The organism is Domibacillus enclensis, from assembly GCF_900156125.1.
In the GTDB taxonomy this organism is placed as follows: domain Bacteria; phylum Bacillota; class Bacilli; order Bacillales; family Domibacillaceae; genus Domibacillus; species Domibacillus enclensis.
This window is the reverse complement of the sequence record NZ_FTLX01000002.1, coordinates 1-19,161: the sequence shown is the minus strand read 5'-3', so window position 1 is coordinate 19,161 and position 19,161 is coordinate 1. Positions and strand designations below refer to the sequence as shown.

The 19,161-nt window shown below is 48.4% G+C and carries 26 protein-coding genes; 13 read left to right on the top strand and 13 right to left on the bottom strand.

The annotated features are described in order from the left end of the window. Positions 1 to 125: 125 nt before the first annotated feature. From BW952_RS04065 to BW952_RS04050, 4 genes are all read right to left on the bottom strand, one after another. On the bottom strand, positions 126 to 638 hold the full coding sequence (locus BW952_RS04065) for a YwhD family protein (protein WP_045852519.1): 513 nt from the start codon (positions 636 to 638) through the stop codon (positions 126 to 128). Between the two features lie 16 nt (positions 639 to 654). Then, a complete protein-coding gene (locus BW952_RS04060) occupies positions 655 to 1,293 on the bottom strand; it encodes a site-2 protease family protein (RefSeq protein WP_045852520.1) in 639 nt (212 codons plus the stop codon). A gap of 15 nt (positions 1,294 to 1,308) precedes the next feature. Beyond that, complete coding sequence (locus BW952_RS04055) at positions 1,309 to 2,619, bottom strand: HD domain-containing protein (RefSeq protein ID WP_045852521.1); 1,311 nt, start codon at positions 2,617 to 2,619, stop codon at positions 1,309 to 1,311. Between the two features lie 135 nt (positions 2,620 to 2,754). Continuing rightward, positions 2,755 to 2,979 carry a YuzB family protein gene (locus BW952_RS04050; RefSeq protein WP_045852522.1) on the bottom strand — a complete coding sequence of 75 codons (225 nt, stop codon included), beginning with the start codon at positions 2,977 to 2,979 and terminating at the stop codon, positions 2,755 to 2,757. Between the two features lie 137 nt (positions 2,980 to 3,116). Between BW952_RS04050 and BW952_RS04045 the strand changes: the two genes are divergently transcribed. After that, positions 3,117 to 3,662, top strand: a complete 546-nt coding sequence (locus BW952_RS04045) for an RsfA family transcriptional regulator (protein WP_045852523.1) — start codon at positions 3,117 to 3,119, stop codon at positions 3,660 to 3,662. 2 nt (positions 3,663 to 3,664) lie between these two features. Here BW952_RS04045 and lipL read toward each other — a convergent pair whose 3' ends face one another. Then, positions 3,665 to 4,495, bottom strand: coding sequence for an octanoyl-[GcvH]:protein N-octanoyltransferase (gene lipL / locus BW952_RS04040; protein WP_045852524.1), 831 nt, complete (start codon positions 4,493 to 4,495; stop codon positions 3,665 to 3,667). Positions 4,496 to 4,620: 125 nt separating this feature from the next. On the opposite strand from lipL, the gene hemQ reads away from it, so the two are divergent. The 4 genes from hemQ to BW952_RS04020 all read left to right on the top strand — a co-directional run bounded on the left by hemQ (position 4,621) and on the right by BW952_RS04020 (position 7,174). Further along, positions 4,621 to 5,367: a hydrogen peroxide-dependent heme synthase gene (gene hemQ / locus BW952_RS04035; RefSeq protein WP_045852525.1), complete on the top strand. Its 747-nt coding sequence runs from the start codon at positions 4,621 to 4,623 to the stop codon at positions 5,365 to 5,367. A gap of 88 nt (positions 5,368 to 5,455) precedes the next feature. After that, the gene (locus BW952_RS04030; RefSeq protein ID WP_045852526.1) at positions 5,456 to 5,878 is read left to right on the top strand and encodes a cell wall hydrolase; all 423 of its coding nucleotides are present in this window, start codon (positions 5,456 to 5,458) and stop codon (positions 5,876 to 5,878) included. Between the two features lie 18 nt (positions 5,879 to 5,896). Continuing rightward, complete coding sequence (gene gerQ / locus BW952_RS04025; protein WP_045852527.1) at positions 5,897 to 6,241, top strand: spore coat protein GerQ; 345 nt, start codon at positions 5,897 to 5,899, stop codon at positions 6,239 to 6,241. Between the two features lie 474 nt (positions 6,242 to 6,715). Beyond that, positions 6,716 to 7,174 carry a hypothetical protein gene (locus tag BW952_RS04020; RefSeq protein WP_045852528.1) on the top strand — a complete coding sequence of 153 codons (459 nt, stop codon included), beginning with the start codon at positions 6,716 to 6,718 and terminating at the stop codon, positions 7,172 to 7,174. Between the two features lie 231 nt (positions 7,175 to 7,405). On the opposite strand, the gene BW952_RS04010 is transcribed toward BW952_RS04020, so the two are convergent. Genes BW952_RS04010 through BW952_RS03995 form a run of 4 tightly spaced genes read right to left on the bottom strand, consistent with a single transcriptional unit; the run spans position 7,406 to position 8,966 of the window. After that, positions 7,406 to 7,783 carry a DUF423 domain-containing protein gene (locus BW952_RS04010; protein WP_045852530.1) on the bottom strand — a complete coding sequence of 126 codons (378 nt, stop codon included), beginning with the start codon at positions 7,781 to 7,783 and terminating at the stop codon, positions 7,406 to 7,408. A gap of 12 nt (positions 7,784 to 7,795) precedes the next feature. Further along, positions 7,796 to 8,071, bottom strand: coding sequence for a YwdI family protein (locus BW952_RS04005; protein WP_045852531.1), 276 nt, complete (start codon positions 8,069 to 8,071; stop codon positions 7,796 to 7,798). Next, positions 8,068 to 8,226 (bottom strand): hypothetical protein, encoded by a 159-nt coding sequence (locus BW952_RS04000; RefSeq protein WP_045852532.1) that lies wholly within the window; start codon positions 8,224 to 8,226, stop codon positions 8,068 to 8,070. Before BW952_RS04000 ends, BW952_RS04005 begins: the two co-directional genes overlap by 4 nt. A 59-nt stretch (positions 8,227 to 8,285) precedes the next feature. Continuing rightward, entirely contained in the window at positions 8,286 to 8,966 is a 681-nt protein-coding gene (locus BW952_RS03995) for a uracil-DNA glycosylase (RefSeq protein WP_045852533.1), read from the bottom strand. Positions 8,967 to 9,070: 104 nt separating this feature from the next. Here BW952_RS03995 and BW952_RS03990 point away from each other — a divergent pair, with 104 nt between their 5' ends. Further along, on the top strand, positions 9,071 to 9,457 hold the full coding sequence (locus BW952_RS03990; protein WP_045852534.1) for a YflT domain-containing protein: 387 nt from the start codon (positions 9,071 to 9,073) through the stop codon (positions 9,455 to 9,457). A gap of 78 nt (positions 9,458 to 9,535) precedes the next feature. Continuing rightward, positions 9,536 to 10,333, top strand: coding sequence for a pyridoxine/pyridoxal/pyridoxamine kinase (pdxK, locus tag BW952_RS03985; RefSeq protein ID WP_045852542.1), 798 nt, complete (start codon positions 9,536 to 9,538; stop codon positions 10,331 to 10,333). A 37-nt stretch (positions 10,334 to 10,370) separates the two neighbouring features. Here pdxK and BW952_RS03980 read toward each other — a convergent pair whose 3' ends face one another. Further along, positions 10,371 to 10,922, bottom strand: a complete 552-nt coding sequence (locus BW952_RS03980; protein ID WP_045852535.1) for a nitroreductase family protein — start codon at positions 10,920 to 10,922, stop codon at positions 10,371 to 10,373. A gap of 126 nt (positions 10,923 to 11,048) precedes the next feature. Between BW952_RS03980 and BW952_RS03975 the strand changes: the two genes are divergently transcribed. Together BW952_RS03975 and bshB2 are read left to right on the top strand one after the other, a co-directional pair. After that, the gene (locus BW952_RS03975; protein ID WP_045852536.1) at positions 11,049 to 11,396 is read left to right on the top strand and encodes a YojF family protein; all 348 of its coding nucleotides are present in this window, start codon (positions 11,049 to 11,051) and stop codon (positions 11,394 to 11,396) included. Positions 11,397 to 11,420: 24 nt separating this feature from the next. Then, positions 11,421 to 12,125 (top strand): bacillithiol biosynthesis deacetylase BshB2, encoded by a 705-nt coding sequence (gene bshB2, locus BW952_RS03970; protein ID WP_045852543.1) that lies wholly within the window; start codon positions 11,421 to 11,423, stop codon positions 12,123 to 12,125. Between the two features lie 243 nt (positions 12,126 to 12,368). On the opposite strand, the gene ilvA is transcribed toward bshB2, so the two are convergent. Next, a complete protein-coding gene (gene ilvA, locus BW952_RS03960; RefSeq protein WP_045852538.1) occupies positions 12,369 to 13,616 on the bottom strand; it encodes a threonine ammonia-lyase IlvA in 1,248 nt (415 codons plus the stop codon). 42 nt (positions 13,617 to 13,658) lie between these two features. After that, positions 13,659 to 14,531, bottom strand: coding sequence for a Cof-type HAD-IIB family hydrolase (locus tag BW952_RS03955; RefSeq protein WP_045852539.1), 873 nt, complete (start codon positions 14,529 to 14,531; stop codon positions 13,659 to 13,661). A 214-nt stretch (positions 14,532 to 14,745) separates the two neighbouring features. Here BW952_RS03955 and BW952_RS03950 point away from each other — a divergent pair, with 214 nt between their 5' ends. From BW952_RS03950 to BW952_RS03940, 3 genes are all read left to right on the top strand, one after another. Then, positions 14,746 to 16,083 (top strand): YjiH family protein, encoded by a 1,338-nt coding sequence (locus BW952_RS03950; protein ID WP_045852540.1) that lies wholly within the window; start codon positions 14,746 to 14,748, stop codon positions 16,081 to 16,083. Between the two features lie 77 nt (positions 16,084 to 16,160). Continuing rightward, positions 16,161 to 17,255 (top strand): AI-2E family transporter, encoded by a 1,095-nt coding sequence (locus BW952_RS03945; RefSeq protein ID WP_045852541.1) that lies wholly within the window; start codon positions 16,161 to 16,163, stop codon positions 17,253 to 17,255. A gap of 225 nt (positions 17,256 to 17,480) precedes the next feature. After that, positions 17,481 to 17,948, top strand: a complete 468-nt coding sequence (locus BW952_RS03940) for a helix-turn-helix transcriptional regulator (RefSeq protein ID WP_082084691.1) — start codon at positions 17,481 to 17,483, stop codon at positions 17,946 to 17,948. Between the two features lie 7 nt (positions 17,949 to 17,955). Here BW952_RS03940 and BW952_RS19770 read toward each other — a convergent pair whose 3' ends face one another. Continuing rightward, on the bottom strand, positions 17,956 to 18,081 hold the full coding sequence (locus BW952_RS19770) for a hypothetical protein (RefSeq protein WP_269430744.1): 126 nt from the start codon (positions 18,079 to 18,081) through the stop codon (positions 17,956 to 17,958). A gap of 103 nt (positions 18,082 to 18,184) precedes the next feature. Here BW952_RS19770 and BW952_RS03935 point away from each other — a divergent pair, with 103 nt between their 5' ends. Further along, complete coding sequence (locus BW952_RS03935; RefSeq protein WP_169714080.1) at positions 18,185 to 18,988, top strand: alpha/beta hydrolase; 804 nt, start codon at positions 18,185 to 18,187, stop codon at positions 18,986 to 18,988. The last annotated feature ends 173 nt before the right edge of the window (positions 18,989 to 19,161 follow it).

Sequence of the window (19,161 nt, the reverse complement as noted above, 5' to 3'; positions counted from 1 at the left end):
GCAAAAGCCCGGGGGTGCTGTCCCCGGGCGATTTGCATGTCCTAGCTCATGCACTTATGCATTGCTTTCAGTTTACTCCCTTTTTGCCTGATCCGGCAACAGAAGAAAGTAGAATTATGGAATCTTCACAATTCCGTCACATTTAAGCCTTCCTTCAGTTCATCGGATGACCGGTTCCACATGTCAAGGTTATGTCCCTGAAGGAATTCGCGCAAAATCACCTTTGACGGATCGTCCATCACATCGACAATAATATGGCGCTTTAGTGACTTATCCATCCGGTTGACGTGCTCCGGTAGCGATTTATACCCCCGGCGGATCTCACGGTTCACCGTCATTTCACATGCCGTCACTCCGGCATAATAAGGGCCTTCCTCATTCCGGTCAACGGTGACCCAGACGAGCCAGTACAGCTTCGCATCCGGCACCTCTTCTTTTGTTTTTAAAAATTTAATGCCTTTTTCCACCGCACTGCGGGCATGCATCGCGCCGATGTCGATGTGAGCAGAGTGATCCTCTACATCAATAATAACCGGTGACACCTGCTCCAAGCTGAGCGAGCTCTTCCCGAAGCCTTTATGGCCATCTGTCGGGTCGTTTTTAATAATATTAAAGCCAACTTTCTTTTTTTGTTCCATTGTGTTTAAGCCCTCCTTACAAAAATACGCCGAAAATCGATTCGAAACCGGCTAAAACGCTGTTCGTCATCCTGGTTAAAAAAGGACGGATCGTATGGTCGCCAAGCGGTGTGATCACGAGAATTAAAAACAGCAGCACACCATACTGCTCATACTGCGTCATTTTCACCCGTGTACGCGGCGGGGCTAAGTCTTCGATAATCCGGTAGCCGTCAAGCGGCGGAAAGGGCAGCAGGTTAAAAACAAACAGCAGCACATTCAGCCAGACCATCATGTTCAACAGCTGAATCGCAAACACCGGCGCGCTGCCGACGACCAGGTACAAGAGGCCGAAAGCAAGAAACGCGATTAAAAAGTTGCTGAGCGGTCCTGCCAGTGACACGAGCACACCGGCAAGCTTCGGGTTTTTAAAGTTGCGGCGGTTGACCGGCACCGGCCGCGCCCAGCCAAAGCCGGCAATTAAAATAAAAATCGTGCCGATCGGGTCCAGATGATGAACCGGGTTGAGCGTGAGCCGCCCCTGGTCCTTTGCCGTATCGTCCCCGAATTTAAAGGCAGTATACGCATGAGCGAATTCATGCACCGTAAACGCGACAAGCAGCGCGATAATCACAAACGGCAGCTGCTCCAGATCAAATGCTAAAAATTGTTCCAAAAAGTGAGTCCCCTTTTACTTGCGATAGATTTCTAATATGCTTCTGATTTTCCGCTTCACAGTCCGATGGGAGGATTCATCACGAAGTACATCCACCGGGAAGTACAATTTATGATCGGTCCGCCGCTTGCCGGAAATCGCTTCGACAATGTCGGACCGCCCCGAGAGCTCCTGCAGCGTTTCGTCGTCCTTCATTAACAAATAAATCGGCTGGCGCTCCGATTCAATGCCCGGCCGGTAAAAATCGTACGGCAGGTCAGACGATGAGTCATGGACCAGGTAGTAGGCCGGATCAATGTCTGCTTTCCGGAACAATTCTTCCAGCTCGGCATACTTTTCCTGCTCGGCTGCCGGGTCGAACTCCACATATTTAAACAGATTCCGGTTCATAAACCGCGTACATAAGTCTTTTAAAATCACATCTTCTTCTTCCTGCCAGACATGAAAATAAAACATAACAACCGATTCATCCAGGTTTACATATTCCTCAAGCGAGCAGTCTCCTTCAAACAAAGAGGTAAAGTGAACCGGCTCCTGACGGAAGGAATAGCCCTTTTCATACAGCTCTTTTGCCCGGTGCAGCGTTTTCGACAGCAGCACCTCGGCACTCCGCGTCACAGGGTGGAAATAAATCTGCCAGTACATCTGATAGCGGCTCATAATATAGTCTTCCACCGCATGCATGCCGCTTAACTTGAATACCGCCTGCTCCTCACGCGGACGGATGACCCGGAGAATGCGCTCCATATCAAAGTGGCCGTAGCTCACACCTGTATAGTACGCGTCACGTTGAAGATAATCCATCCGGTCCGCATCAATCTGGCTAGAAATCAAGCTTACGACCAGTTTATTCGGATACGTTTTATTAATGACTGCCGCTACCTGTTCCGGAAAATCCTCGCTGACCTTGGACAGTACCCGGTGAATGTCCGTATCCCCGAGAATAATTCGTTTCGTGTATTCTTCATGATCCAGTCCGAACACCTTTTCAAACGAATGTGAAAATGGACCATGCCCGACGTCGTGAAGAAGCGCGGCACAAAGACTGACCAGCCGCTCCTCCGCATTCCACTCGGGACGCCCTCTGAATATATCGTCGACAATGCGGCGGACAATTTCATAGACACCGAGAGAATGATTAAACCGGCTGTGCTCCGCCCCGTGAAACGTGAAGTACGTCGTACCGAGCTGGCGAATCCGCCGCAGCCGCTGAAATTCTTTTGTGCCGATCAAATCCCAGATAACCACATCGCGCACGTGGACATACCGGTGGACCGGATCTTTAAACACTTTCTCTTCCTTCAACTTCTGCTTCGCGTAGCTCACATATGCGCCTCCCGTTCCTTTTTTTGTCCATTATAACGGAAAAATCAATCATTATGGGAAAATTCGCACTGGTTGATGCATATACTGCTAGCAAACAGAAAAAAACACCTTCTGAAAAAGCAAAGGTGCTTTGCATTATGACTTTAGTTTTTTCTCTATCTTTTCCATAAGCTCGTCTTCTGTTAACGCTGCCACCGGCCGGTTGTTGACAAAGGCAAATGTCTTCTTGCGGCCAGGTCCGCAGTAGGATTGGCACTTTACGTCAATCACCGCGTCCGGATCGATCTTCTCAAGCTTTGGAATTAATGTTTTCAGATTGACTGCCTGGCAGTCATCGCACACACGGAACTCATTCGCCATGTCAAACATCCTTTCCGTTTCATTCATCACGATATTTTACATGGAAACATGCGTGTTTGCAAGCTGACGGCGTATAAAACGCCCGTACTCTGGCAATCCTGTTCACACACACTATTTTCATAAGGAGAGATGATCACATGAAAGTTCGACAAGATGCCTGGTCGGAAGAAAATGATTTGCTTTTAGCTGAAACGGTTCTTCGTCACGTTCGGGAAGGCAGCACCCAATTAAACGCATTTGAGGAAGTTGGCGATCTCTTAAACCGGACGTCTGCCGCCTGCGGTTTCCGCTGGAATGCCGTTGTACGGACCCAATATGAAAAAGCGCTCAGCCTCGCTAAAAAACAGCGGAAGCAGCGCAGCCGGACGATTGAGAAAGGAGTGCTGTATACACCTGCCGCTCCGTCCGGACTGACAATGGCCGATGTGATTGGGTATCTGCAGGGTTTGGATGCTGTTGATTCACTCAAAGCCGAAAATGAGCGGCTCCGGACCGAAAACGAGCAGCTTCAGCAGCGCCTGGACAAAATCGAGCAGTCTTCAGAAGTCATGCAGGAAGACTATGAAACATTAATGAAAATCATGAATCGCGCCCGCAAGTTTGTAGCTCTCGATGATGACGAAGCACCGGCTGTCACCTTTAAGATGGAGCAAAATGGAAATCTAGAAAAAGTAGCGGAGTAGCATCAAGCCAGCGCTTTGTCGTTTCGCTCAACTACCCGCTGCAAGTAGTGGTCGAATACGTCCGCTTCGTAAGCCGTCATAGACCCGCCTTCAAGCGGCCCGCCAAGCTCCTTTAATGACGTTAAAAAACGGATGATGACGTCCTGGACCAATAACGGTTCGCCTGTCAGCTCAGCTAAAGAAGCCATCACGTCCGGTTCAATATCAGGATAGACCCACTTCGTGTCTGCCTGCTGTTTGGCTGCTTCGTAAAACGAGCGGATGTCGGCTGCACGCTCAGAGCCGCTGCCGTTGACGCACAAGTAAATTTGAACCGCAACGCCTTTTTTCAAGCGCCGCTGCGAAATCCCGGCGAATTTTTTCCCGCCAATGCTAAGGTCATAGCTTCCCGGACAGTACGATCCAATAATTTCATAGGCGTCGATCCTGACTTCGGGGAACATGTGGCAGATTAGTGCATACATCGCTTCGTATCCGCGGTCAATGTCGATGCCTTTTTCTGTGTCCGGCACGATGAGGGACAGGTTTAAAATGCCTTCATCCAGCATCACCGCGAGCCCGCCTGAATTCCGGACGATGACTTTATAGCCCTCATCCTCCAAAACGCGCACCCCTTCTTTTAGATAAGGAAGCTTCGTATCCTGGATGCCGAGCACGACGGTGTCATGGTGCACCCACGCCCGGACCGTAGCTGGACTTTCCCCTGCCCCAATTGCTGTTGCCAGCGCATCGTCTGTCGCAAACGAATGAATCGGGTTGAACCCCGGACCATAAGCGGATTGATCGATAAACCGCCAGACCGGACGGCGCAGGATCGATTCTGATTGATCCATGTTTTAACGTCCCCTTCACAAAATAGTCTCCTTTTAATGTAGCCCTCCTGTGGAATCGGTTCAAGCCTTTTTTTTCTTCAATATGATATAGTAAAGAAGACTATAACTACATAGGAGTGAAGAGCATGAGTGAAGCAGCGAAAACGCTTGATGGCTGGTACTGCCTGCATGACTTCCGGTCGATTGACTGGGCATCGTGGAAAATGCTGTCGAGTAACGAGCGGGAAAGCGCTATTGCCGAATTCCGCAAGTTTTTGTTTAAATTAGAAGCCACGCAGGAAATCAAAGCCGGCAGCCATTCTTTCTACAGTGTGATTGGCCAAAAAGCCGATTTCATGCTGATGATTTTACGCCCGACAATGGCGGAGCTGAATGTCATTGAAACAGAATTTAACAAGCTGAAGATTGCTGAATTCACGATTCCGGCGTATTCGTACGTCTCTGTTGTGGAGCTGAGCAATTACTTGTCTTCTGATGAAGATCCATACGCAAACCCGCAAATCCGGGCGCGTTTGTATCCGGAGCTTCCAAAGTCCGAATACGTCTGCTTCTACCCGATGGATAAGCGCCGCGACGGCAACGACAACTGGTACATGCTGCCGATGAAAGAGCGCGGCAGCCTAATGCGCAGCCACGGCATGATCGGCCGCCAGTATGCGGGTCTCGTTAAACAGATCATTACCGGTTCTGTCGGCTTTGATGATTACGAGTGGGGCGTCACGCTATACGCGGATGACGTGCTTCAATTTAAAAAATTAATTTATGAAATGCGCTTCGATGAAGTAAGCGCGCGCTATGGCGAATTCGGTTCGTTTTTTGTCGGCCACCTTTTAACCGACGAGAAGTTCGACCAGATGATGCATGTAAATTAAGAAAAAGGCAGTGTCCACCGGGCACTGCCTTTTTTGTGTTGTCACCAAACCTTCCGTGTGGGCATAAGGTAAAACGGGAGGTGTTGATGTGGCTGTTGTCGCTCATACGGAAGAAGATGTAAAGCTCCTGGCTCGGCTCATGCGTGCGGAGGCGGAGGGTGAAGGGCCGCTCGGCATGCTGATGGTCGGCAACGTCGGTGTCAATCGGGCCCGTGCAGACTGCCTTGATTTTAAAGATATCCGCACGATCCGCCAGATGGTGTTTCAGTCGCCGGGCGGGTTTGAAGCAACACAAAAGGGCTATTTTTATCAAAGTGCCCGCCAAAAGGAAATCGATCTGGCCAGAAAAGCACTGAATGGCGGCCGGTATCATCCGGCATCCAACGCCCTCTGGTTTTTTGAGCCGGCGGGTGCCTGTCCTGCCACCTGGTACAACCAGCCGAACACAGGCCGGTTCAAGGCGCATTGCTTTTTCAGTCCGCTCCGTTCTGCTTGTCCATCTGTTTATTAAAAAAGGAGGCGCGTTAACATGAATCCATTTCAGTACATGCCCGCTCCAGGGAATATGAATCAAGGCATGCCCCCTGGAATGACACCAGGCGCACAGCAGGCAGCGCCGCCAATGGAAGAATCGTATATCGAAAACATCTTCCGCTTAAACCGCGGCAAAATGGTCACCGTGTATACGACATTTGAAAACAACAAGGAATGGAACGCCAAAGTATTCCGCGGCCGAATTGAAGCCGCCGGACGGGACCATTTAATCCTGAGCCACCCTTCCACCGGCCACCGCTACCTGATCCCGCTTCTTTATCTGGATTATGCCACGTTCGATGGAGAAATCGCCTACGAATATCCGTACAACAACCAATAATGATAATGCTATTTGTACAATAGCAAGGGTGAGCGCCGGTATCGTGGATATACCGGTGATAGACCATAGTGTTGAAAAACAAACGCATCAAGAAAGTTTTGATGTTTTTTTAAAAGTCCCTTCCTTTTTTAGTGCCAGAAATCGGTTGTCTTTCTAAAAAAGAACATTCAGGGGCTGCGGGCTGCCAGCTCCGCGCATCGAAAAAGCAGGCGGTGAGCTGGTCTTTGTCGCTGCCGCGCCAAAGCCGGATCTCAACAGCATGATCTATCACCGGTATCGTGAATATACCGGTGATAGACCCTTTTATATCAGCGATAAATAGGACTTCCTAGCCTTTTAATGAAAAAGGTTGTTGAATGATTTCTGTTTTCCCTCATTCTTTCCACTTTCACTTTTCCCTCTACCCGAGACGCATACCAATTTTTGTTATATAATGAATTCTAACAAACCGTTTTTTAAAGGGGGTTTAACTCCATGCGTATGAAAAAATGGCGCCCTTTTCTTTTTTCAACGTTCAGTGCAGTGATTCTTTTGATTATAGGTACATTCATTTTTTCCCCTGAACGCTTTTTCCCAGACACTTCTCTGACGTATGCAGAATCGATTAAAACCAATTGGGGCCTCACCATACCTGATCCAGATCAAGAAACTACAATCAAAAATGAACGATTCGCTCATGGAGACGGCGAGACAATTACAGAATTGTACTACGAGAAATCGACTGACCTTCAATCGATCAAAAACCTCTCCAATTCATGGATGACCGGCAAAGAATTTGAAGAAAAGAAAAAAGACCTTCCACCTTGGATTGATGACTTGATAAAAGAAGTAAATAGCGAGGCATCTTATTTTTATTTCAAAAAAGATCACAATGATTATCTTATTTTAGAATTAAGAGGTAATAACGTAACCGTGTATGAATCATACATATAATGCCCCTGCGGATGTGGGCAGCGGGTCTTTTCATATTGTTGACATACAATTTAGGCAAGAGAGTACTGGTGCTTTTTCCCGAATTTTTATCGGAGCAAGATAAAGAAAAGCCGACTGACTGCGAATTTCGCATGATCACTCGGCTTTTCTTCTGTTTGGACTCTTCTATTTTCAGACTGGAACCATCATCTGTTTAAAATGGCATCCATTCTCTTCGCATACCTCGCTGCATTATGACTGAATATGCTTTACAGCGCCAACAATGACGAGGACCCATGCGGCAAGAAACAGGACGCCGCCGATTGGCGTGATCGCACCGAGCTTGCTGACCGCGGTCAGAACGAGGACGAATAAGCTTCCTGAGAAAAAGATGATGCCGGCAAACATGAGCCAGCCTGCCCACTTGAACGAGGCAGCCTCCGGAAACTGTGCCATTAAAAAGCCGATAACCAGTAAGCCGAGTGCATGGAACATCTGGTACTGCACGGCTGTTTTCCAAATATCTAAATATTTCGCTTCGACCTTTCCTTCAAGCCCATGTGAGCCAAATGCGCCTAGTGCGACCGCCAAAAAAGCGTTAATGGCTCCTAAAATAATAAATAATTTCATTTTCCTTCTCCTTTAAAAATCGAATATAGAATCTCCATTGGATCCGTCCCCTGTTGAAATGCGTTCTGCCTGGCCGACTGTCTGGACCGGCTGCTGAACCTGTGGTGCCATAACGGCCGGTGCCGGTGCTGCTTTTGAAGCAGGCGCCGCTGTTTCCATGCCCATCAATAAATCACACATCGATTTAATGGCGTAAATATGCCGCTCCGCTTCCTCTGGGGCGGCCCGTCGTGCGGAGGCGATTTCCTGCTCCATTTTTTGAAGCACTTTTTCACGGGATACATTCATTTTTTCTCACCTGCTTTCAAAGAAAATTGAAAGCAGGGATGACCGGATGATCGCTTGACCACAACGGATGGCACCTGCTTTGTTTTAAATCCATATGCACGGCAGCCGCGCGGGGCTTTCGGATCCCACGTCACGTAAAAGTGCCGGCATTTCATACAATTCGGCTCCGTTTTAACCACTTCCCTTTTCTAAATGTTTCACGTGAAACAGTCCACTAGTTTGAATGAAGACACCAATTAATGGGCTCGTCGCCCATTGCGATTAACGCGTCATTTGCTTTTGAAAATGGACGGCTGCCAAAAAATCCTCTTGAAGCGGAAAGCGGGCTTGGATGCGGGGACTCAATAATGACGTGTTTATCCACATTAATAAGCGTTTTTTTCGTCTGGGCCGGCCTTCCCCATAAAATGAACACAGCCGGCTTGTCACGGTCGCTGATCAATTGAATAACACGGTCTGTAAATGTCTCCCAGCCTTTTCCGCGGTGTGAGTGAGCTTGTCCATCTCGAACGGTTAACACTGTATTCAGCAGCAGCACGCCTTCATCCGCCCATTGCTTCAAATAGCCGTGATGTGGGATCTCGCAGCCGGTATCCTCCTTTAATTCCTTATACATGTTGCGGAGTGACGGCGGCGGTGTGATGCCCGGCTGCACAGAAAAGCTCAGGCCATGCGCTTGATTCGGTCCGTGGTACGGGTCCTGCCCAAGAATGACAACTTTTACGTTATCATACGGCGTGTAATGCAGCGCATTGAAAATATCGTTCATATCAGGATGAATCATTTGCGTTTTGTATTCTTCTTTTAAAAACGAGCGGAGCGCTTGATAGTACGGTTTCTCGAATTCATCTTCAAGAAGCGGCGCCCAGTCGTTTGATAGAATATTCTTTGTCATTCGCTTCACCTCTTCCCCCATTATAAAGGAATCCTTCCCTGTTTAAAAACAAATCAAGCGGGTAAATCAATCCTAGACAATGAAAAAGACATGAGGAGGCTCCTATGTATACAGTTAAAGTAGTAAAAAGCCAGGAAGAAGCAGTGAGCGTCGTTAATGCCTTTGCCCAGGATGGTTTTGTGAAAGAAGATATTTACATTTTCGCCCATAATAAAAACGAATCTGAACAGCTGACGAATGCCACCGATACAGGCGAAGTCGGCTTCAAGGAGCAGGGCTTGTATGAGTCCATCGGCAACATGTTCAAAGGACGCGGCGACGAGCTTCGTTCCAAATTCCGCGGACTCGGCATGGACGAGCCCGAAGCGGCTGAGTACGAAGAGGAGCTTGACCGGGGGCACATCCTGGTTGTGGCCACAAACGAAGCAGCCGATAAAAGCCATGACAAGCACCGGACAACAAATGACCGTACGAACAACACAGCCCTTTAACAGAGGGCTTTTTTCCTTGTACATTTTCGGATAGTTTTTTAAACTAGAGGGAGTGTAGAAAGAGGAGGAATTGCAATGATGAAAAAGACGTTAACGATTGCGGGCTCGGATACAAGCGGCGGTGCGGGTATTCAAGCCGATTTAAAGACATTCCAGGAGCACGGCACATATGGCATGACCGCATTGACGACGATTGTCACGATGGACCCGGATAATGGCTGGAGCCACGGTGTTTATCCACTGGCAATTGATGCATTGGAAGCGCAGCTGAAAACAGCAATGTCCACAGGCATCGACGCGCTAAAAACTGGCATGCTGGCAACGCCGGAGATCATCCAAACAGCTGCTGCCTCGATTAAATCAAATGGCATCGGCAAAGTTGTCATTGATCCGGTGATGGTGTGCAAGGGTGAAGATGAAGTGTTAAATCCCGAAGCTGCCGAAGCCACACGCGACCTGCTTCTGCCACTGGCAACAGTTGTCACGCCGAATTTATTCGAAGCGTGGCAATTATCCGGTGTCGGCCCGATCCGCACAGTGGACGATATGAAAGAAGCGGCGGAGAGTATTCATGAGCGCGGGGCGAAGAATGTCGTGATCAAAGGCGGCAAGCAGCTCGACAGCGATAAAGCGGTGGATCTTTTCTATGATGGCGAAGAGTTTATTTTGCTTGAAGGAGAAAAGCATGATACGTCTTACAATCATGGAGCCGGCTGTACGTTTGCGGCGGCAATTACGGCGAACCTTGCGAACGGGCAGGATGTAAAAGAAGCGGTTCACAACGCAAAAGAGTTCGTGAACGCAGCAATCAAGCATGGCTGGAAGCTGAACGAATACGTTGGCCCTGTTATGCACGGCGCCTACAACTTAAAATAAGAAAAGCCGGACGCTTAAATGTGCGTCCGGTTTTTTTTCAGCTGAAATACGTAATTTTTTCAGAAATTGGCGTGCGTGCTTTTGCTTTTGGCAATTCATCATAATAACCGAACTGAACCATTGCTAAAATGCGCTCGCCCGGCAATACACCCAGTGCCTGGCGGAATTTAGGCGCATCAATCCATGGCGGCGTTTTCCAGCACGTGCCGATGCCTTTTTCCCACGCAAGCAGCTGTGCGTTTTGAATGAGCGCACTTGCCGCTGAAAAGTCCTCAAGCCGCTCTTTTTGACGTGGATCTTCTGGAACAACAACAAATACAAAGGCACCTGGCAGCTTGAAGCCAGCCGTTTTCTGCTCCAGCTCTTCCGGTGAAAGGGTGTTCCACTTCGGAATTGTGCACTCCTTTAACGTTTCACGAATGGCTGTTAAGCCGTTTTCTGCCGCGACAACAAAGCGCCACGGCTCGCGGTTGCCGTGATTCGGCGCCCATGCCGCATCCTCAAGCACCGCTGTCACATCGGCAGCTGCGACCGGCTGTCCATTAAACTTTTTAATCGACCGCCGCTCTTGAATAATCGTTTTCAGCATATGTACCACCTCTATCTTTAAAAATAAGTCACTCTTTACATCATACTGAAAAAGCTAGATTTTCGCTATCCGAATCATTTTTTAGTACAATAATGAAATGACAAAGTGGACTGGAGGCCAACAAGCATGGAACCGATATTACCGGAAAAGGTGCAGGAGCTTATTAATAAGTTTGCCGATGAAGAAATTTATCTTCATATGGAAACAACAAATGGCGCCTATGCCTCTCATTTTAATGAAAAATTCTTTTCAGCAGGGGCTTATATCCGCAATGCGAAGCTAACGTATGAGCACGGCAAAATTGTCGGTGACGGACCGTTTCGCGTCGGGTTAAAGCTTGCGATCGGCTGGGTGTATGCAGAAGGGCTGACGCATTACGGGTTTGACGAAGAAGGCCATTTGCTTTTAGCGGGCCACGATTTTGACGGAAAGCTGGCAGTGGCGCTCGAAATGGGCAAAACGCCGTTTAAGTAAGGAGGAGCTTGAATGACTGAAACAATGGAAATCGAACAGGAACGCCATGTACTCGTTATTTTTCCACATCCGGATGATGAAGCGTTTGGTGTTTCCGGCACCATTGCCGTTCACACCGAGCGCAAAACGCCGGTTACGTATGCTTGCTTAACGCTCGGCGAAATGGGACGCAACCTTGGCAACCCTCCGTTTGCGACTCGGGAATCCTTGCCGGACATTCGCAAGGCAGAGCTTCAAAAAGCGGCGGAAGCGATCGGCATTCAGGATTTACGTATGATGGGCCTTCGGGATAAGACGCTTGAGTTTGAAGAGGATCAGAAGATGATGGATCTTGTCACAGACCTTATTACGGAGCTGAATCCTTCTCTTATCATCTCCTTCTACCCTGGCTACTCTGTTCACCCGGATCATGAAGCGACGGCACGTGCCGTTGTGCGCGCAGTGCGGGCGATGGCGCCGGACAAACGGCCGAAGCTGCATTGTGTAGCGTTTGCGAACAATACGCTGGAGGAAATCGGCGAAGCGGACATTCGTTACGACATTCAGCATGTGTATGAGAAAAAGATGAACGCGATGAAAGCTCATATTTCGCAAACGATCTGGATGCTCAAGGAACTCGAGTCCGGCGTGGCATCGGAAGGAAGCGAGCTGCACGACCGCTTCAACTACGAGCATTTCTGGACGTATACGTTTGATGAAAAAGATAAAGTGAGTCACATAAAAAACTGACCTGCACATGCAGGTTAGTTTTTTTTGCTGTTTTATCCGATGGCGATCGCCGGTATATTTGCCAGAGCGCTGATATGCTTTCCTCTAACGCCGGAATATGTATATATCGGCGTTAAGGGGACTTTTACCAGCGCTTATTCGTATATACCGGCGTTAGACAGCTTTTTCCGGCGCTTGTTCGCCTATATTAGCGTTAGAACAATGAAAAAAAGCCCGCCTGCTTTTGCAGGCCGGGCACATTTGTTAAATTAACAAGTTAAATAACAGTGGATCGTTGTTAATTTCCATATACGGGAAGCCGTTTTCTTTCATCCGTCTCACGAGCGGCTCGTAATCTTCCTTGTACTTCAGCTCGATGCCAACCAGCACCGGTCCTTCATCACGGTTTGTCCGTTTCGTGTATTCAAAGCGGGTAATGTCATCCTGCTCGCCCAGCACCTGGTCCATGAACTTCCGAAGTGCGCCGGCACGCTGCGGGAAGGTGACGATGAAGTAATGCTTCAGTCCTTCATAAATAAGCGAACGCTCTTTGATTTCCTGCATGCGTTCGATGTCGTTGTTGCCGCCGCTGATCACGCAAACGACATTTTTCCCTTTAATTTCGTCCTTGTAAAAATCAAGTGCCGCCACCGATAACGCACCGGCTGGCTCGGCCACAATCGCATTTTCATTGTAAAGCTGAAGAATCGTTGTGCACACCTTGCCTTCCGGGATAACGGAAATGCCGTCCAGCACGTCCATGCAGATATCCATCGTAATGTCACCCACTTGCTTGACCGCTGCTCCGTCGACAAACGGGTCGATCGTGTCAAGACGCGTCACCTGCTCATTGGTGAGGGACGCCTTCATTCCGGCCGCACCGGCTGGCTCTACCCCGATCAGCTTCGTTGACGGGCTGATGCCTTTTAAATAGGAGCCGACACCTGCCGCAAGACCGCCGCCGCCAATCGAACAAAACATGTAGTCAATCGGCGCCAGCATATCGTTTAAAATTTCCACCGCTACTGTGCCCTGTCCGGCAATCGTCCGGTAGTCGTCAAACGGGTGAACAAACATTTTCTCTTCCGCTGTGCAGTATTCCATTGCCGCTGTGTACGAATCATCAAACGTATCGCCCGTTAGAACAACAGATACTTTATCGCCGCCGAATCGTTTCACCTGCGACACCTTTTGACGCGGTGTTGTCGATGGCATAAAGATTTTCCCTTCAATGCCGAGCGCCAGGCACGAATACGCCACGCCCTGTGCGTGATTTCCAGCACTCGCACATACGACTCCCTTCGCCCGCTCTTCTGCCGTCAAACTGCGGATAAAGTTGTATGCACCGCGCAGCTTAAAGGAGCGGACAATTTGTAAATCTTCACGCTTTACATATACGTTGCAATCATAACGAGCAGATAAAATTTCATTTTTTTGAAGCGGCGTTTTGACGACCACGTCTTTAAGCACCTGGTTCGCCACGACGATTTCTTCTACTGATACTTTTGACAAAGCGAATTCTCCTTCTAATTGCGAATTTTAAGAATTATTGTATCATTTCACCATGCTTCGTTCCAGTGCATCTTCTATTGCCTTGGCCACACCGCTGTCATCATTTTTCGCTGTTTCAAAGCGCGCAGCTTTTTTAATGTTGGCATCTGCATTGCCCATTGCGTAGGAATAGCCGACGCGCTCAAGCATCGAGATATCGTTATAATTGTCGCCAACCGCCAGTGCGTCCGTCATAGACAAGCCCTTTGACGCCAGGTAGTTTTCAAGGGTGATGCCTTTTTGAGCCTGGTCGTTCGTGACTTCCAGGTTCTCATTTCCGGATGAGCTGACCGCCACACCCGCCATTCCTTCCAAACGGTCTGCCGCTTTTTGCAAAAGATCGTAATCAGTAGAAAACACGAAAAATTTATAAATGTGCTGGTTCGTATCGCGAATAATTTCTTCATAATCATCCACCTGCTTCACAAGGCCCTGTTCGATGCGAAGGCGCGCCCGGTCACGAATATCTTCTTCCTTTGTTTCCGGATGAGCAGACATCACAATATCAATCAGCAGCTCAACCGCTTTTTGTGCATTGTCCGTGTAAGTAGCCTGGTTTGTATACACTTCAAAATAGACGCCTACATCCTTTAAGCGGCGGTATAAATCGTATGCCAGATCGTCGTCGAGAGCGGTAAACTGCAGAATTTCGCCTTCTGCGCTGCGCACCTCCGCTCCGTTCACCGCAATGACCGGACAGTCAATGCCTGTTCCATCGAGCGCAAATCGTGCCTCTTTGTAAGATCTTCCGGTTGCCACAATGACTTCGATGCCAAGTTCCTGCGCTTTTTTAATGGCGGCACGGTTCGCTTCGCTTACTTCCATTTTTCCATTAAGCAGCGTCCCGTCCATATCTGTTGCAATGCTTGTAATCATTCGAGTCACCTTCTCGTTTTTATTTAGTCCCCTCCTATTTTAACATGAAAATAGTTCGGAATCCGGAAAAATGCTGGGATGTTAAGCCATAAGGGTTGTAAGCGCAATCAAAATTCTGTATTTTATGACTATGTGTGAAAGCATAGCATTTCGGGAATGAATGAATTAAACTGTGCGTATGTTGAATATTTATACAAAAGAAAGGATTCTATATATGCAAACATCCAATTCCTCCTGGCGGTTCATCATTCCGTCTATTTTAGGAGTTTTATTGTTTATGACGCCTGTGCCTGTGGAAGATGGGATGACCATTCCAATCGCGGTGCTGTCCGGTGCTCTCCAGGACGCTGTCGGTGAAGCGATTCCGGGGATCATGACTGCCCTGATCGTACTCGCTGCTCTTTTTACATTACTGATCAAAGGCATTCGTCCTGGCTTTGTCCGCCATTCTGCTTTTTTATCTGCGCTGTTTGATGTGTCCCTTTTTTGGACGATTATCCGTGTGCTTGGAGCCATTTTTGCGGTCATGACGTTTTTCCAGCTTGGACCGGAGGCCATCTGGTCTGACGCAACAGGCGGTACGCTGCTATTCAGCCTGCTGCCGGTGCTGTTTTCCGTGTTTTTGTTTGCCGGTCTGCTGCTTCCCCTTCTGCTGAACTTCGGCTTGCTTGAATTTGTCGGCTACTCCTTGACAAAGGTCATGCGTCCGCTGTTTTTGCTGCCGGGACGCTCTTCTATTGACGCACTTGCTTCGTGGCTTGGCGACGGAACGATCGGTGTTCTGCTGACGAGCAAGCAGTACGAAGAAGGCTTTTATACGAAAAAAGAAGCCGCTATTATCGGGACGATGTTTTCCGTTGTGTCGATTACATTCTGCCTTGTGGTCATTGGACAGGTTGGACTGGAAGAGTACTTTATTCCATTCTATTTAACCGTTATTTTAGCCGGTATTGCCTGTGCACTCATTATGCCGCGCATTCCGCCGCTTTCTGGAAAGCCGGATACCTTTATCAATGAAATGCCGCGCAGTTCGGATGACGAAGCGATTCCCGCCGGCTACTCGTCCTTTTCATACGGATATGAGCAGGCGGTGAAGCGGGCGGGACGCAACCGCTTCTCAGAAACAGCTGCAGATGGTGTGAAAAATGTACTCGATATGTGGCTCGGCGTGATTCCGATCGTCATGGCGCTTGGCACACTGGCACTTATCATCGCCGAAACAACACCTTTGTTCCAATGGCTCGGTCTGCCGTTTATTCCGCTTCTTGAGCTGCTGAATATTCCATACGCGAAGGAAGCATCCGAGACAATTATGATCGGGTTCGCCGATATGTTTTTGCCGGCGATTTTAGGAGAGAGCATTCCAAGTGAACTGACACGCTTTGTCATTGCGGCTTTGTCGGTCTCTCAGCTGATTTATATGTCTGAGGTTGGCGGTCTGCTGCTCGGAACCAAAATTCCCGTTTCATTTAAAGACTTATTTATCATTTTTATTATCCGCACACTTATTTCTTTGCCGATTATCGCGGGCATTGCCCATCTTTATTTTTAAAAAGCCGGAACTTCCCGGCTTTTTTTTCGTATAATCGGGTACAGATAATATGTTACACATAGAAAGGACGTGTCTCTTTGACAAACAAGCTCTGGTTCCAGGCAGGCATCGGCATCTTGCTGGCCATGCTCATTATTTTTATGTTTCAGGAAATACACGAAGTATTTCAACCCATTGTTATTATTGCCAAAACGATCTTTCTGCCTCTGTTAATTGGCGGTGTGCTTTTTTATTTAACAAGACCGCTTTTGCACTGGCTTGAATCAAAAAAATTCCCCCGCTGGGCGTCGATAACATCGGTGCTTGCCGTCGTTATTTTCGTTTTTTGGCTTATTTATGCGATGATCGGTCCAGTGATCGGGGAACAATCGGCTTCTCTGGCGAAAAACACACCTGAGATGATCGAGGAAGGTGAAAAGTGGTTTGATTATTTACTCAGCCACCGTGATGATCTTCCGCCGCAGGCACAGGATTCTGTTGAAAGTGCGATCAGCAATGTATCGAATAATGTCAACGACTGGGCTGTCGGCTTCGGTACCTGGCTGCTGTCGTTCTTGCAGGGCTTTGTACAAGGACTGTTTTTACTGATTTTAGCTCCGTTTTTCCTTGTCTACATGCTGAAGGACCATGAAAAATTCGCTCCATTTGTTGCTGGTTTTTTCAGCGGTGAACGCAAAACATGGATGCGCAAAACGCTTCATGATCTGGATGTGACACTTCGCTCTTACATTCAAGGGCAGCTGTTAGTCAGCTTTCTTGTCGGTCTGATGCTGTTGATTGGCTATTTGATTATTGGCCTTGACTACGCATTGCTTCTTGCCCTGTTCGGGATGTTCACGAATGTCATTCCTTTTCTCGGCCCGTATATCGCTGTCGTGCCGGCCATGTTTATTGCCCTGCTGCAGGAGCCTCAAATGGCCTTGTATGTGGCTATTATCATGCTCGTCGCCCAGCAGATTGAAAGCAATTTTATCTCGCCAAACGTCATGGGCAAGGCGCTTGATATTCACCCGCTGACGGTCATTACTGTCATTCTAGCTGCCGGCAACATCGCCGGTATCTGGGGAGTTATCCTCGCGATTCCGTTTTACGCTGTTGTGAAAACAATCCTGTCCAATCTTTATCAGAAACGGACCGAAATTCGCGAAGCTGCCGGAAAAGAAATCGAGTAACTTTACACAAACGTTACATAACCGAACGATCTGCGGATGTGCAGTCGTTCGGTTTTTCATTGTGACGTTGTGACGGCGCAAATAAATGGATTTGGGCGCAATTATCACCTTATTGCGCCATATGATCCATAATTGCGCCGTAGAAAAAGGATTGGAGGATGGATACGTCCTCGTCTTTCCAAATACGTAAAATTCGTGTAATCTTACTCTAAAGGAGTGATCCGGTTGAATAAAGAGCAGCTGATTAACCTGGTGTCTGTAAAATTAAAATTAGTGAGAACCGAACGGAATTATACGCAGGAGAAAATGGCTGAAGTGATCGGGCTGTCCAAAAAAACACTCGTGCAAATTGAAAAAGGACGGATATCTGCAGGATGGACAACGACCGCTGCTGTTTGTGCGATATTCCGCAACAGCGACACACTTCAGTCTGCACTCGGTGGCGACCCGGTTGAAATGGTGGAGTTAACGGCCCACGATACCATTACCCGCTCGTCCCGGGACAAAACGACGGGCGGTCACTTATGGTGGCGTGACGTTGATCAGCAGAATGGATTCCGGCTGCAGCAAAATGTGATCAGCAGTCATTACCGGGTACTTGATTCCGAGGATTACCGCTTATTCAGCACGTATGACGCAGCGGAGGCAGAAGAGCATTTCCAGGATTACATTCGGCAGGATGAAAGCGAATAAAAACGATTCATTCGCTTTCGTCTGCACACGGAAAACAAAGCAGTTCTCCATTTTCTTTTACGCCATTTAAAAAGCCATCCATGCAGTAAATGTCTTTTCCGCATACAGCGCACGTGCCAACAAGCTCCTTCAATGAAACCGCCTCCTTTCGATTTCCATTATATCCCGGTATGTATCTTTTTGTCCAAATTTCGTATAATAAAAGGACTACTTGTAACGGAGAGGAACGACAGGCCTTGAGGAAATATGTCTTATTAATCGTCGCTGCCTTTTGTGTATATATAAGCTTTTTGACCCTGGAAAAAAGTGACTATGTCGAATCCGGCAATCAATATAAAGATCCTGTCCTGTTCGTTCACGGCTTTAAAGGTACAGCGCGGTCCTTCAGTACGATGATTGCCCGGTTTGAGGAGCGCGGCTGGGGCGAACGGGCGCTGACCATGAATGTGACGCGGACAGGCAAGCTTCTTGTTAGAGAAGAACCCTTTTCTTCTGAACGTCCGGCGCTTATTCAGGTGATTTTCGAAAATAACCGTTCCTCGTTTGACGCGACCTCAACCGCCCTGGCAGCGGTCATGCAAGTACTGAAAAACGACTATGGCATGGAGCGTGTGAAAATCGTCGGCCATTCGATGGGCGGCATCGTGTCGGTGAAATTTTTGCAGGAGCTGTACGATCCGGCACTTCATCCCGTGACCAGCCAGCTTGTGACGATCGGCAGTCCCTTCAATGGTGTTTCAGGCGGACGCTGGTTTACTCAAAACCACGGACCTGCTGTGTATGACCTCATGCCCGGCTCGCCGGCTCTCGCTAAGATTGCGGCGAACCATAATCGCTTTCCATCCCAAACGGACGTGTTGAATATTGCCGGCACCGGTGATCAGGTCACCCCATTGCAAAGCGCGCTCAGCTTAAAAGGCATCGTGCCAGAAGACCAGTACCGCGCAGATGTCCTGTATGATAAAACCATCGATCACAGCGGCCTTCATGAAACCGCCGCCGTCGACGAAAAAATCGGCGCCTTCTTCGATTTCAAATGAAAAAAAATGGGTAAAGTGAATCTTATTGTTTTTTCAAGATTGTTCCCTTTCTCAGTGCAAGGAATAGGCTATTTTTCTAAAAAGAACATTCAGGGGCTCCGGGCTGCCGGCTCCGCTTTCCGGTGGGGCGAACGCTGAACCAGCCCAAAAAGCGCGGCTGTTTCAGCCTGTCC

What these genes read in the sequence shown, in the direction of transcription:
- lipL (WP_045852524.1), bottom strand. Translation starts at nt 4,495, where the DNA reads ATGGATCAATCAGAATCGATCCTGCGCCGTCCGGTCTGGCGGTTTATC.
- BW952_RS04050 (WP_045852522.1), bottom strand. Translation starts at nt 2,979, where the DNA reads ATGGCGAATGAGTTCCGTGTGTGCGATGACTGCCAGGCAGTCAATCTG.
- BW952_RS03990 (WP_045852534.1), top strand. Translation starts at nt 9,071, where the DNA reads ATGTATACAGTTAAAGTAGTAAAAAGCCAGGAAGAAGCAGTGAGCGTC.
- BW952_RS03955 (WP_045852539.1), bottom strand. Translation starts at nt 14,531, where the DNA reads ATGATTACAAGCATTGCAACAGATATGGACGGGACGCTGCTTAATGGA.
- BW952_RS03950 (WP_045852540.1), top strand. Translation starts at nt 14,746, where the DNA reads ATGCAAACATCCAATTCCTCCTGGCGGTTCATCATTCCGTCTATTTTA.
- pdxK (WP_045852542.1), top strand. Translation starts at nt 9,536, where the DNA reads ATGAAAAAGACGTTAACGATTGCGGGCTCGGATACAAGCGGCGGTGCG.
- BW952_RS04005 (WP_045852531.1), bottom strand. Translation starts at nt 8,071, where the DNA reads ATGAATGTATCCCGTGAAAAAGTGCTTCAAAAAATGGAGCAGGAAATC.
- BW952_RS03975 (WP_045852536.1), top strand. Translation starts at nt 11,049, where the DNA reads ATGGAACCGATATTACCGGAAAAGGTGCAGGAGCTTATTAATAAGTTT.
- BW952_RS03995 (WP_045852533.1), bottom strand. Translation starts at nt 8,966, where the DNA reads ATGACAAAGAATATTCTATCAAACGACTGGGCGCCGCTTCTTGAAGAT.
- hemQ (WP_045852525.1), top strand. Translation starts at nt 4,621, where the DNA reads ATGAGTGAAGCAGCGAAAACGCTTGATGGCTGGTACTGCCTGCATGAC.
- BW952_RS04010 (WP_045852530.1), bottom strand. Translation starts at nt 7,783, where the DNA reads ATGAAATTATTTATTATTTTAGGAGCCATTAACGCTTTTTTGGCGGTC.
- BW952_RS04065 (WP_045852519.1), bottom strand. Translation starts at nt 638, where the DNA reads ATGGAACAAAAAAAGAAAGTTGGCTTTAATATTATTAAAAACGACCCG.
- gerQ (WP_045852527.1), top strand. Translation starts at nt 5,897, where the DNA reads ATGAATCCATTTCAGTACATGCCCGCTCCAGGGAATATGAATCAAGGC.
- BW952_RS04045 (WP_045852523.1), top strand. Translation starts at nt 3,117, where the DNA reads ATGAAAGTTCGACAAGATGCCTGGTCGGAAGAAAATGATTTGCTTTTA.
- bshB2 (WP_045852543.1), top strand. Translation starts at nt 11,421, where the DNA reads ATGGAAATCGAACAGGAACGCCATGTACTCGTTATTTTTCCACATCCG.
- BW952_RS03980 (WP_045852535.1), bottom strand. Translation starts at nt 10,922, where the DNA reads ATGCTGAAAACGATTATTCAAGAGCGGCGGTCGATTAAAAAGTTTAAT.
- BW952_RS04020 (WP_045852528.1), top strand. Translation starts at nt 6,716, where the DNA reads ATGCGTATGAAAAAATGGCGCCCTTTTCTTTTTTCAACGTTCAGTGCA.
- BW952_RS04000 (WP_045852532.1), bottom strand. Translation starts at nt 8,226, where the DNA reads ATGAAATGCCGGCACTTTTACGTGACGTGGGATCCGAAAGCCCCGCGC.